13 protein-coding genes and 1 pseudogene are annotated in these 15,336 nt (G+C 57.6%); 10 read left to right on the top strand and 4 right to left on the bottom strand.

What is annotated here, in order from left to right; all coding sequences use genetic code 11:
* Positions 1-32: 32 nt before the first annotated feature.
* The 5 genes from CSK29544_RS01490 to deoD all read left to right on the top strand — a co-directional run bounded on the left by CSK29544_RS01490 (position 33) and on the right by deoD (position 5,921).
* A complete protein-coding gene (locus CSK29544_RS01490; RefSeq protein WP_007847044.1) occupies positions 33-1,310 on the top strand; it encodes a NupC/NupG family nucleoside CNT transporter in 1,278 nt (425 codons plus the stop codon).
* Between the two features lie 336 nt (positions 1,311-1,646).
* The gene (gene deoC / locus CSK29544_RS01485) at positions 1,647-2,426 is read left to right on the top strand and encodes a deoxyribose-phosphate aldolase (protein WP_007767250.1); all 780 of its coding nucleotides are present in this window, start codon (positions 1,647-1,649) and stop codon (positions 2,424-2,426) included.
* Positions 2,427-2,529: 103 nt separating this feature from the next.
* The gene (deoA, locus tag CSK29544_RS01480) at positions 2,530-3,852 is read left to right on the top strand and encodes a thymidine phosphorylase (protein WP_007779616.1); all 1,323 of its coding nucleotides are present in this window, start codon (positions 2,530-2,532) and stop codon (positions 3,850-3,852) included.
* 52 nt (positions 3,853-3,904) lie between these two features.
* A complete protein-coding gene (gene deoB, locus CSK29544_RS01475) occupies positions 3,905-5,128 on the top strand; it encodes a phosphopentomutase (RefSeq protein ID WP_007898244.1) in 1,224 nt (407 codons plus the stop codon).
* A 73-nt stretch (positions 5,129-5,201) separates the two neighbouring features.
* A complete protein-coding gene (gene deoD / locus CSK29544_RS01470) occupies positions 5,202-5,921 on the top strand; it encodes a purine-nucleoside phosphorylase (RefSeq protein ID WP_007671027.1) in 720 nt (239 codons plus the stop codon).
* Between the two features lie 176 nt (positions 5,922-6,097).
* Here the strand turns inward: deoD and lplA are convergent, their stop codons facing one another.
* Both lplA and CSK29544_RS01460 read right to left on the bottom strand, forming a co-directional pair.
* Positions 6,098-7,114: a lipoate--protein ligase gene (lplA, locus tag CSK29544_RS01465; protein WP_007898240.1), complete on the bottom strand. Its 1,017-nt coding sequence runs from the start codon at positions 7,112-7,114 to the stop codon at positions 6,098-6,100.
* A gap of 48 nt (positions 7,115-7,162) precedes the next feature.
* On the bottom strand, positions 7,163-7,825 hold the full coding sequence (locus tag CSK29544_RS01460) for a YtjB family periplasmic protein (protein ID WP_004385879.1): 663 nt from the start codon (positions 7,823-7,825) through the stop codon (positions 7,163-7,165).
* Positions 7,826-7,931: 106 nt separating this feature from the next.
* On the opposite strand from CSK29544_RS01460, the gene serB reads away from it, so the two are divergent.
* The 3 genes from serB (at position 7,932) to nadR (ending at position 11,622) form a co-directional block, all read left to right on the top strand.
* Positions 7,932-8,903 carry a phosphoserine phosphatase gene (gene serB, locus CSK29544_RS01455; RefSeq protein WP_029039371.1) on the top strand — a complete coding sequence of 324 codons (972 nt, stop codon included), beginning with the start codon at positions 7,932-7,934 and terminating at the stop codon, positions 8,901-8,903.
* 11 nt (positions 8,904-8,914) lie between these two features.
* Positions 8,915-10,297 carry a DNA repair protein RadA gene (radA, locus tag CSK29544_RS01450; protein ID WP_004385877.1) on the top strand — a complete coding sequence of 461 codons (1,383 nt, stop codon included), beginning with the start codon at positions 8,915-8,917 and terminating at the stop codon, positions 10,295-10,297.
* Positions 10,298-10,389: 92 nt separating this feature from the next.
* Positions 10,390-11,622 (top strand): multifunctional transcriptional regulator/nicotinamide-nucleotide adenylyltransferase/ribosylnicotinamide kinase NadR, encoded by a 1,233-nt coding sequence (gene nadR, locus CSK29544_RS01445; protein WP_004385876.1) that lies wholly within the window; start codon positions 10,390-10,392, stop codon positions 11,620-11,622.
* A gap of 215 nt (positions 11,623-11,837) precedes the next feature.
* Here the strand turns inward: nadR and CSK29544_RS01440 are convergent, their stop codons facing one another.
* Positions 11,838-12,839 carry a zinc-binding alcohol dehydrogenase family protein gene (locus CSK29544_RS01440; protein WP_007898233.1) on the bottom strand — a complete coding sequence of 334 codons (1,002 nt, stop codon included), beginning with the start codon at positions 12,837-12,839 and terminating at the stop codon, positions 11,838-11,840.
* A 115-nt stretch (positions 12,840-12,954) separates the two neighbouring features.
* Here CSK29544_RS01440 and CSK29544_RS01435 point away from each other — a divergent pair, with 115 nt between their 5' ends.
* Both CSK29544_RS01435 and CSK29544_RS01430 read left to right on the top strand, forming a co-directional pair.
* Positions 12,955-13,872, top strand: coding sequence for a LysR family transcriptional regulator (locus CSK29544_RS01435; protein ID WP_007898230.1), 918 nt, complete (start codon positions 12,955-12,957; stop codon positions 13,870-13,872).
* A 333-nt stretch (positions 13,873-14,205) separates the two neighbouring features.
* Positions 14,206-14,613, top strand: a pseudogene (locus CSK29544_RS01430) (ABC transporter permease); the annotation flags it as partial.
* A 16-nt stretch (positions 14,614-14,629) separates the two neighbouring features.
* On the opposite strand, the gene CSK29544_RS01425 reads toward CSK29544_RS01430, so the two are convergent.
* Positions 14,630-15,327, bottom strand: a protein-coding gene (locus CSK29544_RS01425; protein WP_095033700.1) for an IS1-like element IS1B family transposase whose coding sequence is annotated in 2 segments (ribosomal slippage) — positions 14,630-15,078 and positions 15,078-15,327 — 699 coding nt in all. Because the reading frame shifts where the segments join, the coding sequence is not laid out codon by codon here.
* Positions 15,328-15,336 lie beyond the last annotated feature (9 nt).

Here is a 15,336-nt window from a genome sequence, read left to right as displayed (position 1 = left end):
AACATAATTCACTCATATCTCAGGGATACTGTATGCAAATATTGATGGGCCTGGTGGGAATGCTGGCGCTGCTTCTCATCGCGGTCGCACTCTCCAGTAACAGAAAGGCGATTAATCTTCGCACCGTCGTGGGTGCATGGCTGATTCAGGTTGCTATCGGCGCGCTGGTGCTCTACGTGCCCGCCGGGCGCAAAGTGCTGCTGGCGATGTCTGAAGGCGTGGCGAATGTCATCGCTTACGGCAATGACGGCATCTCGTTCCTTTTTGGCGGGCTGGTGTCCGACAAAATGTTTGAGGTGTTCGGCGGCGGCGGGTTTATCTTCGCGCTGCGCGTTCTGCCGGTTATCGTCTTTTTCTCCTCGCTTATCGCGGTGCTCTATTATCTCGGCATCATGCAACTGGTGATCCGCCTGCTGGGAGGCGCGCTGCGTAAAGTGCTGAAAACCTCCCGTACTGAATCGCTCTCGGCGACCGCCAATATTTTTGTCGGCCAGACCGAAGCGCCGCTGGTGGTGCGCCCGTATATCGCCACGATGACCCGCTCTGAACTCTTTGCCGTGATGTGCGGCGGGCTGGCATCGGTGGCAGGCTCAGTACTGGCGGGCTATGCCCAGATGGGCGTACCGCTGGAATACCTGATTGCCGCATCCTTTATGGCAGCCCCTGGCGGCCTGCTGTTCGCCAAAATCATTATTCCGGAGACGGAAACCCCGCACGACGCGCCGCAGCTCGATACCACGCAGCGCGATCCCGACAGTCCGTCGAACGTGCTGGACGCCGCCGCCTCCGGTGCGTCCGCCGGGATGCAGCTGGCGCTTAACGTTGGCGCGATGCTGCTGGCGTTTGTAGCGCTTATCGCGCTGCTGAATGGCATGCTCTCCGGCATCGGCGGCTGGTTTAATCACCCGGAGCTGTCGTTGCAGCTGATCCTCGGCTGGCTGTTCTCACCGGTGGCGTGGCTGATCGGCGTGCCGTGGGATGAGGCGATGGTCGCGGGCTCGTTTATTGGCCAGAAGCTCATCATTAACGAATTCGTGGCATATATGAATTTCGGCGAATACCTGAAAGAGGACGCGCTAGTCGCGGCGGCGGGCTTGCAGGTGCTCTCTGATCACACCAAAGCGATTATCTCTTTCGCGCTGTGCGGATTTGCTAACCTTTCTTCTATCGCCATCCTGATTGGCGGGCTGGGCAGCATGGCACCCAACCGCCGCCACGAAGTCGCGCAGCTCGGGCTTAAGGCCGTAGCGGCCGGTACGCTCTCTAACCTGATGAGCGCGACGATTGCCGGACTGTTTCTCGCGCTGTAGCAGGATGTGAGAATGTTATTATTTTCACATTTTCGGTGATATTCAGGCTGGTGTCGCGCCAGCCTTTTTTATTTCCGGCGCACGAATCCGACTGTCATAATGTTGTGTTAATCACATATAATGGCGCAAAGTATGCAATGATGACTTTGCAATTTGTGAAACAAGGCACAAAAACATCCTGCCTGTCGGTGTTAGAATTTTAACATTGATGGCAATGATGTGCGGTGAGACGGATCTCAGCGTGACGGCGGACAACGCCGCTCTTCTTCACGGAACCACGACCGCTCCAACGTGTTGAGTTTCTCACCCGAGATGCATTTTTTGTTGGAGAAAGTTATGACTGATTTAACCAAAAGCAGCCTGCGTGCACTGCAACTGATGGACCTCACCACCCTGAATGACGACGACACCAATGAAAAAGTGATCGCCTTATGTCATCAGGCGAAAACCCCGGTGGGTAACACCGCCGCAGTCTGTATTTACCCGCGCTTTATCCCGATCGCCCGTAAGACGCTGAACGAGCAGGGGACGCCGGATATCCGTATCGCCACCGTCACCAACTTCCCGCACGGCAACGACGATATCGATATCGCGCTGGCGGAAACCCGTGCGGCGATCGCCTATGGCGCAGACGAAGTGGACGTGGTTTTCCCGTATCGCGCGCTGATGGCGGGCAACGAGCAGGTGGGCTTTGATCTGGTGAAAGCCTGTAAAGACGCCTGCGCGGCGGCGAACGTACTGCTGAAAGTGATTATCGAAACCGGCGAGCTGAAAGAAGAAGCCCTGATCCGCAAGGCGTCTGAAATCTCCATCAAAGCGGGTGCCGATTTCATCAAAACCTCAACCGGTAAAGTGCCGGTGAACGCGACGCCGGAAAGCGCCCGCATCATGCTGGAAGTGATCCGCGATATGGGTGTGGCGAAAACCGTGGGCTTTAAACCGGCAGGCGGCGTGCGCACGGCGGAAGATGCGGCCAAATATCTGGCGGTGGCTGATGAGCTTCTGGGTGCCGACTGGGCCGATGCCCGTCACTACCGCTTTGGCGCGTCCAGCCTGCTGGCGAGCCTGCTTCAGGCGCTCGGCCACGGCGACGGCAAAAGCGCCAGCAGCTACTAAGCCACGTTGTGCCTGATGGCGCTTCGCCCATCAGGCCGACTGAATTACCGGGCGGGAGCTTCGCGTGACCCGCCATCGTTCTTCCTTATTCACGGGGGGTACCGTGTTCCTCGCTCAAGAAATTATTCGTAAAAAGCGCGACGGCCATGCGCTCAGCGACGAAGAGATCCGCTTTTTTATTAACGGCATTCGCGATAACACCGTGTCCGAAGGCCAGATCGCCGCGCTGGCGATGACGATTTTCTTTCACGACATGACCATGCCGGAGCGAGTCTCGCTGACGATGGCTATGCGCGATTCCGGCACCGTGCTGGACTGGAAAAGCCTTAACCTCAATGGCCCGGTCGTGGATAAACACTCCACCGGCGGCGTGGGCGACGTGACCTCGCTGATGCTGGGCCCGATGGTCGCGGCCTGCGGCGGTTACATTCCGATGATTTCCGGGCGCGGGCTGGGCCACACCGGCGGCACCCTCGATAAACTGGAAGCGATCCCGGGGTTTGATATTTTCCCGGACGACAATCGCTTTCGCGACATTATTAAAAACGTGGGCGTGGCGATTATTGGCCAGACCAACTCGCTGGCACCGGCGGATAAACGCTTCTATGCGACGCGTGATATCACCGCGACCGTCGATTCTATTCCGCTTATCACCGCCTCGATCCTCGCGAAAAAACTCGCCGAAGGGCTGGACGCGCTGGTGATGGATGTGAAAGTGGGCAGCGGGGCATTTATGCCGACTTATGCGCTCTCTGAAGAGCTGGCGCAGGCGATCGTTGGCGTGGCGAACGGTGCGGGCGTGCGCACGACCGCGCTGCTGACCGACATGAACGAAGTGCTGGCCTCCAGCGCCGGTAACGCGGTGGAAGTGCGTGAAGCGGTGCGGTTCCTGACCGGCGATTACCGCAACCCGCGTCTGCTGGAAGTGACGATGGCGCTGTGCGTCGAGATGCTGCTCTCCGGCGGGCTTGCGAAAGACGAGACAGAAGCGCGCGCGAAGCTGCAACAGGTGCTGGACAACGGCCAGGCGGCGGAGATTTTCGGACGTATGGTGGCGGCGCAAAACGGCCCGGCGGACTTTGTCGATAACTACGATCGCTACCTGCCCGCGGCCACGCTCAGCAAAGCGGTCTACGCCGACCGTTCCGGCTTTGTCACGCAAATGGATACCCGCGCGCTCGGCATGGCGGTCGTGGCCATGGGCGGCGGCCGCCGTCAGGCGTCCGACAGCATTGATTACAGCGTCGGCCTGACCGATATGGCGCGCCTCGGCGAACAGGTTGACGGCGAGCGTCCGCTGGCCATCATCCATGCGAAGAGCGAAGCGAGCTGGCAGGAAGCGGCGGCGGCCGTTAAAGCGGCCATCAACGTTGACGATACGGCGGCGAAAACGTCACCGGTTGTCTATCGCAGAATCAGCGAATAAGTGGCATACTGATCTGATCACTTTTTTACAGCGCAATAGGTACGGAGAAAATATGAAACGTGCATTTATTATGGTGCTGGACTCCTTTGGTATTGGCGCGACAGAAGACGCGGAACGCTTTGGCGACGCGGGTTCTGACACCCTTGGCCACATTGCCGAGGCCTGCGCCAAAGGTGAAGCAGACATCGGCCGTAAAGGCCCGCTGCATCTGCCGAATCTGACGAAGCTGGGCCTTGCAAAAGCGCATGAAGGCGCGACGGGCTTTATTCCTGCCGGCATGGACGGCAACGCGGAAATCACCGGCGCGTACGCCTGGGCGCATGAGTTTTCCTCCGGTAAAGACACGCCGTCAGGCCACTGGGAAATCGCCGGTGTGCCGGTGCTGTTCGACTGGGGCTATTTCACCGACGAGAAAAACAGCTTCCCGCAGGAACTGCTCGACAAACTGGTGGAGCGCGCGAATCTGCCGGGCTATCTCGGTAACTGTCACTCCTCGGGCACGGTAATTCTGGATGAGCTGGGCGAAGAGCATATGAAAACCGGCAAGCCGATTTTCTACACCTCCGCTGACTCCGTCTTCCAGATTGCCTGCCATGAAGAGACGTTCGGCCTGGACCGCCTCTATGAGCTGTGCGAAATCGCGCGTGAAGAGCTGACCGAAGGCGGCTACAACATTGGCCGCGTTATCGCGCGTCCGTTTGTCGGCGACAAAGCGGGCAACTTCCAGCGTACCGGCAACCGTCACGACCTGGCCGTCGAGCCGCCGTCGCCGGTCGTGCTGAAAAAGCTGGTGGACGAGAAGGGCGGCCACGTGGTGTCTGTCGGTAAAATCGCGGATATCTACGCCAACATGGGCATCACCAAAAAAGTGAAAGCCACCGGCCTTGACGCGCTGTTTGATGCCACCATCAAAGAGATGAAAGAAGCAGGCGACAACACCATCGTCTTCACCAATTTCGTGGACTTTGACTCCTCCTGGGGCCATCGCCGCGATGTTGCGGGCTACGCGGCCGGGCTTGAGCTGTTTGACCGCCGTCTGCCGGAGCTGCTGGAGCTGGTCGGCGAAGATGACATTATCATCTTTACCGCTGACCACGGCTGTGACCCGACCTGGAAAGGCACCGATCACACCCGCGAGCACATTCCGGTGCTGGTCTACGGCCCGAAAGTGAAACCGGGCTCGCTTGGCCACCGCGATACCTTTGCTGATATCGGCCAGACCGTCGCCAAATACTTTGGCCTGTCTGACATGGAATACGGCAAAGCTTTATTTTAACTGACGATAGTCAGTTGCAGGCCGGGTGTGCCGCCGCCGCCCGGCAACATAAAAAACTAAAAAGGAAACAGAGATGGCAACCCCACATATTAACGCTGAGATGGGCGATTTCGCGGACGTTGTGCTGATGCCGGGCGACCCGCTGCGTGCGAAACACATTGCAGAAACCTTCCTGGAAGACGTGCGCGAAGTGAACAACGTACGCGGCATGCTGGGTTTCACCGGGACTTACAAAGGCCGTAAGATTTCCGTCATGGGCCACGGCATGGGTATCCCGTCCTGCTCTATTTACACCAAAGAGCTGATCACCGATTTCGGCGTGAAGAAAATCATCCGCGTGGGCTCCTGCGGCGCGGTGCGTGCAGACGTTAAGCTGCGCGATGTGGTTATCGGCATGGGCGCGTGCACCGATTCCAAAGTGAACCGTCTGCGTTTTAAAGATCACGATTTCGCGGCAATCGCGGATTTCGACATGGTGCGTAACGCGGTAGACGCGGCGAAAGCGCTGGGCGTGGAAGCGCGCGTAGGTAACATTTTCTCCGCAGACCTGTTCTATACGCCGGACCCGTCAATGTTCGACGTGATGGAAAAATACGGCATCCTGGGCGTGGAAATGGAAGCGGCAGGTATCTACGGCGTGGCGGCAGAATTCGGTGCGAAAGCGCTGACCATCTGCACCGTGTCCGACCATATCCGTACCCATGAGCAGACCACCGCGGCAGAGCGTCAGACCACGTTTAACGACATGATCAAGATTGCGCTGGAATCCGTGCTGCTGGGCGATAAAGCGTAAGTTTTCGCGTGTTTAAAGTGAAAGAAGAGGGCGCTGCGGCGCCCTTTTTTAGTGGGCGGGAAAAGGCAAAGGAAACGGCGGGTGCGCTTCGCTTACCCGCCCTACGCACGGAAAGGCTATGTTTTGTAGGGTGGGTAAGCGCAGCGCACCCACCAGTGGTTTTTAACGCATAATGGTTAACGCACCGCCTGCGCCATCCACGCGCCCACTTCGCGCAATTCCGCGGCCTGGGCGGGAAACTCACTCACTAACGCCTCGCAGGCCTCCTGCAACGCGCCGGCCTGATACACGCAGCCCTGCAACCGGCTCGCCAGCGCCTCCAGCGGCGCGGGGTTCAGGCTGTCGGTAAAAAGCTGTGTGCGGGTGATATGCCCCTTTTCCACGTCGAAATGCAGCTCCACGCCGCCCCAGACAAAACGCTCGTCCAGTTGATGCGTAAAGGCGGGCGCCTGGCCGAAATTCCACTCCCAGCTGCTCTGGCGTGCGAACGTTTCGGCAAAGCCGGGCAGATCCGGGAACGCGTCCGGGGAAATCACCTCGGCGGCCACCCGCTCGCCGTAATACGCGAAAAACGCCTCCATCACGGCCTCGCAGATCTGCGCATGCGTCACGCCGGGTTTGAGATCGTGAATATTGGCGACGCGCCCGCGCACGGAGGTGATCCCTTTCGCCTGGAGCTTTTTCTTATCCGGGTTCAGGTAATTCGCCAGCCGGCTTAAATCGGCGTTCAGCAAGAGCGTGCCGTGGTGGAAGCCGCGATCCATCGTCTCGCGGTAGGCGGAGCCGGAAATTTTGCGCGGCCCGTCGGCGGTTTCCACTACCAGATCGTTGCGCCCGGAGGCCGACGCCGGAATACCAAGCTGCGCCAGCGCGTTAATCACAATTGCGGTCGAGACGCTTTTGTCATACTCCGGTTTGCCCGCCATAAAGGTAAAACAGGTATTGCCGAGATCGTGGAACACCGCACCGCCGCCGCTGCTGCGCCGCGCCAGACGCACATTATCTTCCTCCATCCGGCGAGTGTTGCACTCTTTCCACGGATTCTGCGCCCGGCCAATCACGACGGTGTCGGCGTTGCGCCAGAGAAACAGCACGCGCTGGGTGGCAGGCATCTGGCGGAAGATGCACTCTTCCACCGCCAGGTTAAACCAGGGATCGTAAGAATCGGAAATAAGCAGGCGTAAAGAGGACACAGGCGTTTTCCCTAAAGCATTGAAGAACGCCCATTATATCACGCGGCGTCAGGCGCGTTTGTCGTCCGCGGGCGTTTCAGGCTCGCTCTCTTCTTCCGGCACCGATCTGCTGGCGGTGAGCAGGAACGGCGACTGTTGCCAGCGCGTGCGTTTGCCCTGAAGCAGCGTGCGGGTCAGCACGATGCCGATAGCGAGCGCCAGCAGCATCATCAGACGCAGAATATTGGTGGTGTTATCCACCTGACGCGCCTCGGTCGGCAGGCTGTGGGTGTCGAGCGTAAGCCGCAGGTAGCCCACCGGGCCGCTCTTATCCTGCACCGGCTGAACAATTTGCTGGTTGAAGTAACTGCCCGCTTTTTTGCCGTCGAGCGCCAGCCGGTCGCGCACGTTGACGCTCTCGCCCGCGCGGGCGATCAGTTCGCCCTGCTGGTCATAGACGCTGGCATCCAGAATGCGGCTCTCGTCGGTCAGCTGATTCAGCATGGCCGCGACGCGTTTTTCATCCGGGTTTTCGCCCTTAATCAGCGGCGCGAGGCTGTAGCTGACCTGGCGGGCCAGCGTGCGGGCGAGCTCTTCCATCTGGATATTGCGCGACTGCTGATGGCTCTGGCTAAACCAGGACGCGCCCTGCATCAGCGCCACCAGCAGCGCCAGACAGATAAGTACAATCACTGCGCGATGCAGCCGAAATTTGAGTTTTGCCCGGGCCATAAAGTACCTGCTTAAATTTTGAAGCTTAATGTTGCCAGAAGCGCCGCAGACAAGGTAGCCTCATGCGTTGTTTTGTCCCGCCCCGATACTATTTACAGGAGCCTGAATGCCGAACAGTCTTACCTGGTGCGACCTGCCAAACGAGGTCTCCCTCTGGCCTGGATTGCCCCTTTCTTTAAGCGGTGATGAAGTGATGCCGCTGGATTACCACGCTGGCCGCAGCGGCTGGCTCCTGTACGGACGGGGTTTAAATAAGCAAAGCCTGACCCAATATCAGCACAAGCTCGGCGCGGCGATGGTTATCGTTAACGCGTGGTGCGTGGAAGATTATCAGGTGATCCGCCTTGCGGGTTCGCTGACGCCGCGCGCGACGCGCCTGGCGCATGATTCAGGCTTAGATGTCGCGCCGCTTGGCAAAATTCCGCACCTGAAAACGCCTGGCCTGCTGGTGATGGATATGGATTCCACCGCGATTCAGATTGAATGCATCGATGAAATCGCAAAGCTTGCCGGTACGGGCGATGAAGTGGCGGACGTCACCGAGCGCGCCATGCGCGGCGAGCTGGATTTCGCGGCCAGCCTGCAAGCGCGCGTCGGCACGCTGAAGGGCGCGAGCGCGGAGATCCTGCATCAGGTGCGCGACGCGCTCCCGTTAATGCCTGGCCTCACCTCGCTGGTGCTGAAGCTGCATGCGCTGGGCTGGAAAGTGGCGATCGCCTCCGGCGGTTTTACGTTCTTCGCGCAATATTTGCAGGACAAACTGCATCTGGACGATGTGGTCGCCAATGAACTGGCGGTGGAAAACGGCGTCTTTACCGGTGAAGTGACCGGCCAGATCGTCGACGCCCAGTTTAAGGCGCAGACCCTGCAACGCCTTGCTGAAAAATATGAGATCCCGACGGGCCAGACCGTCGCGATTGGCGATGGCGCCAACGACCTGCCGATGATCCAGACGGCGGGGCTGGGTATCGCCTATCACGCTAAACCGAAAGTGAATGAAAAGACGGAGATCACTATCCGTCACGCTGACCTGATGGGGGTTTTCTGCATCCTTTCGGGCAGCCTTAACCAGAAATAAAGAGGTAAAAGGTGGCGAAAGCTCCAAAACGCGCATTTGTCTGTAACGAGTGTGGTGCGGATTATCCGCGCTGGCAGGGGCAGTGCAGCGCCTGTCATGCCTGGAATACCATCACGGAAGTGCGCCTCGCCGCCTCGCCGCAAGCGGCGCGCAATGAACGTCTCTCCGGCTACGCGGGCAGCGCAGGCGTGTCGAAAGTGCAGAAGCTTTCCGACATCAGCCTGGAAGCGCTGCCGCGCTTCTCCACCGGTTTTAAAGAGTTTGACCGGGTGCTTGGCGGCGGCGTCGTGCCGGGCAGCGCCATTCTGATTGGTGGCAACCCCGGCGCCGGGAAATCCACGCTGTTGCTGCAAACGCTCTGCAAGCTCGCCGAGCAGATGAAAACGCTCTACGTCACCGGCGAAGAGTCGCTGCAACAGGTGGCGATGCGCGCGCATCGTCTCGGCCTGCCCACCACCAATCTCAACATGCTTTCGGAAACCAGCATTGAGCAGATCTGCCTGATTGCGGAAGAAGAGCAGCCGAAACTGATGGTGATCGACTCCATTCAGGTGATGCATATGGCTGACGTGCAGTCGTCGCCGGGCAGCGTCGCGCAGGTGCGTGAAACCGCCGCTTACCTGACGCGCTTTGCGAAAACCCGCGGCGTGGCGATTGTGATGGTCGGCCATGTGACCAAAGACGGTTCGCTGGCGGGCCCGAAAGTGCTGGAGCACTGCATCGACTGTTCCGTCCTGCTGGACGGCGACGCCGATTCCCGTTTTCGCACGCTGCGTAGCCATAAAAACCGTTTCGGCGCGGTGAATGAGCTCGGCGTTTTCGCCATGACGGAACAGGGGCTGCGTGAAGTCAGCAACCCGTCGGCCATCTTCTTAAGCCGTGGCGATGAAGTCACCTCTGGCAGCTCGGTGATGGTGGTCTGGGAAGGAACGCGCCCGCTGCTGGTGGAGATTCAGGCGCTGGTGGACCATTCGATGATGGCGAACCCGCGGCGCGTGGCGGTGGGCCTTGAGCAGAACCGTCTCGCAATCCTCCTCGCCGTGCTGCACCGTCACGGCGGCCTGCAAATGGCGGATCAGGATGTCTTCGTCAACGTCGTTGGCGGGGTAAAAGTGACTGAGACGAGTGCCGACCTGGCGCTGCTGCTGGCGATGGTGTCAAGCCTGCGCGACCGGCCGCTGCCGCAGGATCTGGTGGTCTTTGGCGAAGTGGGCCTCGCGGGTGAAATTCGCCCGGTGCCGAGCGGCCAGGAGCGTATTTCCGAGGCGGCGAAGCACGGTTTTCGCCGCGCGATTGTTCCTGCCGCTAACGTGCCGAAAAAGGTACCGGAAGGCATGCAAATTTTCGGCGTGAAAAAGCTGGCGGATGCGCTGGCCGTTTTTGACGACCTATAATCAGTAAATCCCTGTTTTCTGGCGGGTAGCGCACGGCTGACCCGCCCTTTATCTTTTACCTGTCCGGCACGCTCATTCAGCAGGAGGCTCTTGTGTCATCATTCGACTATCTCAAAACCGCGATTCGTCAGAAAGGCTGCACGTTGCAGCAGGTGGCGGATGCCAGCGGCATGACCAAGGGTTATTTAAGCCAGCTTCTCAACGCCAAAATCAAAAGCCCGAGCGCGCAAAAGCTCGAAGCGCTGCACCGTTTTCTGGGGCTGGAGTTTCCGCGCCGTCAGAAGCGCGTCGGCGTCGTCTTTGGCAAATTTTATCCGCTGCATACCGGCCATATCTATCTGATCCAGCGCGCCTGTAGCCAGGTCGATGAGCTGCATATCATCATGGGCTATGACGAAAAGCGCGACCGCACGCTGTTTGAAGAGAGCGCGATGTCGCAGCAGCCGACCATCAGCGACCGTCTGCGCTGGCTGTTGCAGACCTTTAAATACCAGAAAAACATCCGCATTCACGCCTTTAATGAAGAGGGCATGGAGCCGTATCCGCACGGCTGGGACGTCTGGAGCGAAGGCATTAAAGCGTTTATGGAGGAGAAGGGGATCGAGCCGGATTCCATCTATACCTCCGAGGAGGCCGACGCGCCGCAGTACCGCGAACATCTCGGCATCGAGACCGTGATTATCGACCCGAAACGCACCTTTATGAATATCAGCGGCGCGCAGATCCGCGCTAATCCGTTCCGCTACTGGGAGTACATCCCTACCGAAGTGAAGCCGTTCTTTGTACGCACGGTGGCGATTCTGGGCGGCGAATCGAGCGGGAAATCGATGCTGGTGAATAAGCTCGCCAATATTTTCAATACGACCAGCGCCTGGGAATATGGCCGCGATTATGTGTTTTCGCATCTCGGCGGCGACGAGATGGCGCTGCAATATTCCGATTACGACAAAATCGCGCTCGGTCACGCGCAATATATTGATTTTGCGGTGAAATACGCTAATAAAGTGGCGTTTATCGACACCGATTTCGTGACCACGCAGGCGTTTTGCAAAAAGTATGAAGGGCGTGAGCACCCGTTTGTGCAGGCGCTGGTGGATGAATACCGCTTCGATCTCGTGATCCTGCTGGAAAACAACACGCCGTGGGTGGCGGACGGGTTGCGAAGCCTCGGGAGTTCAGTGGATCGCAAAGAGTTTCAGTCGCTGCTGGTGTCGATGCTTGAAGAGAACAACATCGAATATGTGCATGTCGAGGAGCCGGATTACGACTCCCGTTTTCTGCGCTGCGTGGAGTTAGTTAAGCAGTTGATGGGCGAGCAGGCGTAGCGGGCGGTTGTTGTTGGGTAGGAAAGGCGTTACTGGTGGGTGCGCTGCGCTTACCCACCCTACAAAGATGCTCACGTTTCCCGTAGGGCGGGTAAACGGAGTGCACCCGCCATTTATGTGAATGCTCAAAGGTGGGTGCGGCTACGCTTACCCACCCTACAAATAGAGCAATGTAGGGCGGGTAAACGACGTGCACCCGCCGTGGCCCGCCGGAATTAAAACTCTACCACTACCTTGCCGCGCATATGGCCTTCCAGCACCTTCTCGTGCGCCTTGCTGATGCTCTCAACGCTCAGGCCGTGGAACGTTTCGCTCAACGCGCTCTCCACTTCGCCCGCATCCACAAGCTTCGCCACTTCATTGAGGATCTCGCCCTGACGTGCCATATCGGCGGTCTGATACATGCTGCGGGTATACATAAACTCCCAGTGCAGCGCGGCGGATTTCGATTTCAGCGCATCCTGATCCAGCGGGTGCTCATTCTCCACGATGCTGCAAATATGCCCCTGCGGCGCGATAAGCTGGCTCACCGCTGCCCAGTGACCGTCGGTATCATTCAGAATGAAAATATAATCAACAAACTGAAGCCCGTGCTTTGCGAGTTCGCCCGGCAGGTCGTGATAATTCACCACCAGATCCGCGCCGCGATCGCGGCACCACTGCGCGGAATCTTCACGCGAGGCGGTGGCGATAATTTTGACCTTGCTGTGCAGACGCGCGAACGGAATGGCAAGCGAGCCCACGCCGCCTGCGCCGCCGATAATCAGCAGGGTTTTGTCTTCACCGGCGTCCTGAATCGCCAGACGCTCGAATAAACCTTCCCACGCGGTCAGCGCCGTCAGCGGGATGGCCGCCGCCGCCGCCCAGGAGAGCGTGCGCGGCTTATGGCCCACAATGCGGGAATCGATCAACTGATGGCTGGCGTTGCTGCCAGCGCGGGTAATATCGCCAGCGTAATAGACTTCATCGCCCGGTTTAAAGCCGCTGACTTTGCTGCCCACTGCCGTCACCACGCCGCTGGCGTCCCAGCCCAGCACGCGCGGCTCCTGCAAGCCATTCTTTTTGAGGCTGGCGTGTACTTTGGTATCCACCGGGTTGATGGACACGGCTTTGACCTCTACCAGCAGGTCGTACTCGCCGGGCTGCGGCATCGGCTTGGTGATTTCAATAAAGCTTTCCGGGGCGTTCGGATTCACAGCAATCGCTTTAACAGACATATCAGGTTCCTTTCGTGTATTCAGAGGAGGATGTGTTGACTGTAGTCTATGCAGCCTGAAAGAGGGTGATAAGATGGACAATCCAGAACGGCGTGTTCGTGAGAGATGAACAATCATGTTTAAACAACTGCAGGATATGGCCCTTTTCGCGCTGGTGGCGGAGACGGGCAGCTTCACGGCGGCAGCGCAAAAAGCGGGGCTGCCAAAGTCCAGCGTCAGCCAGCGCATTAGCCAGCTTGAGGCGCATGTCGGGTTGCGGCTGCTTAATCGCACCACGCGCAAGCTCAGTCTGACCTTTGCGGGCGAACATTATCTGGTGCACTGCCGTGAAATGCTGGATGCCAGCGAACGCGCCGATCTCGCCATTCAACGCCTGCGCGATAACCCCAGCGGTCGGCTGCGCATCACCAGCCCTGCCGGGATCGGCGCGACGCTGCTGGCGCGCATGAACGCCGAGTTTCTCGCGAAATACCCGGATATCACGCTGGAGGTGTTTATCTCCGACGACGTGCGGGATCTGGTGATGGAAGGGTTTGACGTGGCGCTGCGTACCGGCAAACCGCAGGATTCCTCACTGATTGGCCGCAAGATTGGCCACTGCCCGCGCTATCTGCTCGCTTCGCCAGCGTACCTGGCGCGTCACCCTGCGCTGACGCATCCGTCGCAGCTGATGGATCACCGCGTGATTGTTCATCGCGCCTGGTCGGAGTGGCTGCTCCAGCGCGACCGCGAGCTTTACCGCTGCCATCTGAACCAGATGCACCAGACCGATAATCTTCTTTATGCCCGTGAAAGCGCGCTGGCAGGTGCCGGTATCACGCTGCTGCCCGCCTTTCTGCTTGATGATTCGCTTGCAGAAGGCGCGCTGGTCAATGTCCTGCCGGAGTGGACCGTCACCGGGAACGATCTGTATCTGGTGTATCCGGGCCGCAAGCTCAACGCACCGGCGCTGGTCAGCTATATCAACTTTGCACTGGAGTACGAAGGTGTGACGCAGTTTTACGATAATTTATCGGCTTTCGTCTCAAAATGACTATCTTTTATAAATTTGCAGATAAAAACGGATAAATAAAAAGTATGAAATCTTAATATTTCCAAAAAAAGAAAGCCAGAATAAGTTATTTATGGAGATGATGGATTGTGATATTTTACGCGCCTGAATTATTGTAACGCCCTTCTGTTGTCGTAATGATAATTACGGCTAATAAAACACGAATTTTGATTGTTTATAATGATAATCACGCGAGCGGTTACGCGCGTGTTGCCGTTATTTTTTTCTGTCAATGGAAGTGCATTTTACAACGAGCTGTTATGGGAATGCCCCATAGCGGTAGCCTGTTCACAATAATATAACCAGGAACTGTTTATGAAAAGGCATGGGCTGGATGTCCAGCGCGCCACTGTGCTGGCGTTATTTTTAAGGGAAATTAAAACGCGTTTCGGCAAGTTTCGACTGGGCTACTGCTGGGCGCTGCTTGAGCCACTACTTCATCTTGCCATCCTGCTGTTTGTTCTGGATTTTGTGATGGAGCGAACGCTGCCGGATATCTCATTTCCTGTCTTTTTATTAAGCGGCATTATTCCGTATTTTATTTTTAGCCATATTACGAGTCGTTCTATTAATGCCATCGAGGCGAACCAGGGGCTTTTTAATTACCGTCCGGTAAAGCCTATTGACACAATAATTGCGAGAACGTTACTGGAAGCCGGAATTTATATTGCCGTTTATCTGGTGCTGCTCGCGCTGCTGGCCATGACAGGCGAGGCGTTTACCTGGTAATGACTCCAACTTATTGATAGTGTTTTATGTTCAGATAATGCCCGATGACTTTGTCATGCAGCTCCACCGATTTTGAGAACGACAGCGACTTCCGTCCCAGCCGTGCCAGGTGCTGCCTCAGATTCAGGTTATGCCGCTCAATTCGCTGCGTATATCGCTTGCTGATTACGTGCAGCTTTCCCTTCAGGCGGGATTCATACAGCGGCCAGCCATCCGTCATCCATATCACCACGTCAAAGGGTGACAGCAGGCTCATAAGACGCCCCAGCGTCGCCATAGTGCGTTCACCGAATACGTGCGCAACAACCGTCTTCCGGAGCCTGTCATACGCGTAAAACAGCCAGCGCTGGCGCGATTTAGCCCCGACGTATCCCCACTGTTCGTCCATTTCCGCGCAGACGATGACGTCACTGCCCGGCTGTATGCGCGAGGTTACCGACTGCGGCCTGAGTTTTTTAAATGGCGGAAAATCGTGTTGAGGCCAACGCCCATAATGCGGGCGGTTGCCCGGCATCCAACGCCATTCATGGCCATATCAATGATTTTCTGGTGCGTACCGGGTTGAGAAGCGGTGTAAGTGAACTGCAGTTGCCATGTTTTACGGCAGTGAGAGCAGAGATAGCGCTGATGTCCGGCGGTGCTTTTGCCGTTACGCACCACCCCGTCAGTAGCTGAACAGGAGGGACAGCTGATAGAAACAGAAGCCACTGGAGCACC

Source organism: Cronobacter sakazakii, from assembly GCF_000982825.1.
Lineage (GTDB): Bacteria > Pseudomonadota > Gammaproteobacteria > Enterobacterales > Enterobacteriaceae > Cronobacter > Cronobacter sakazakii.
Note: the sequence above shows the minus strand (reverse complement) of the source record. Positions and strands in the feature narration are given on the sequence as shown.

Excerpts from the sequence above, each read along its gene's own strand:
- CSK29544_RS01490 (WP_007847044.1), top strand. The coding sequence starts at position 33 with ATGCAAATATTGATGGGCCTGGTGGGAATGCTGGCGCTGCTTCTCATC.
- deoC (WP_007767250.1), top strand. The coding sequence starts at position 1,647 with ATGACTGATTTAACCAAAAGCAGCCTGCGTGCACTGCAACTGATGGAC.
- deoB (WP_007898244.1), top strand. The coding sequence starts at position 3,905 with ATGAAACGTGCATTTATTATGGTGCTGGACTCCTTTGGTATTGGCGCG.
- deoD (WP_007671027.1), top strand. The coding sequence starts at position 5,202 with ATGGCAACCCCACATATTAACGCTGAGATGGGCGATTTCGCGGACGTT.
- CSK29544_RS01460 (WP_004385879.1), bottom strand. The coding sequence starts at position 7,825 with ATGGCCCGGGCAAAACTCAAATTTCGGCTGCATCGCGCAGTGATTGTA.
- serB (WP_029039371.1), top strand. The coding sequence starts at position 7,932 with ATGCCGAACAGTCTTACCTGGTGCGACCTGCCAAACGAGGTCTCCCTC.
- CSK29544_RS01440 (WP_007898233.1), bottom strand. The coding sequence starts at position 12,839 with ATGTCTGTTAAAGCGATTGCTGTGAATCCGAACGCCCCGGAAAGCTTT.
- CSK29544_RS01435 (WP_007898230.1), top strand. The coding sequence starts at position 12,955 with ATGTTTAAACAACTGCAGGATATGGCCCTTTTCGCGCTGGTGGCGGAG.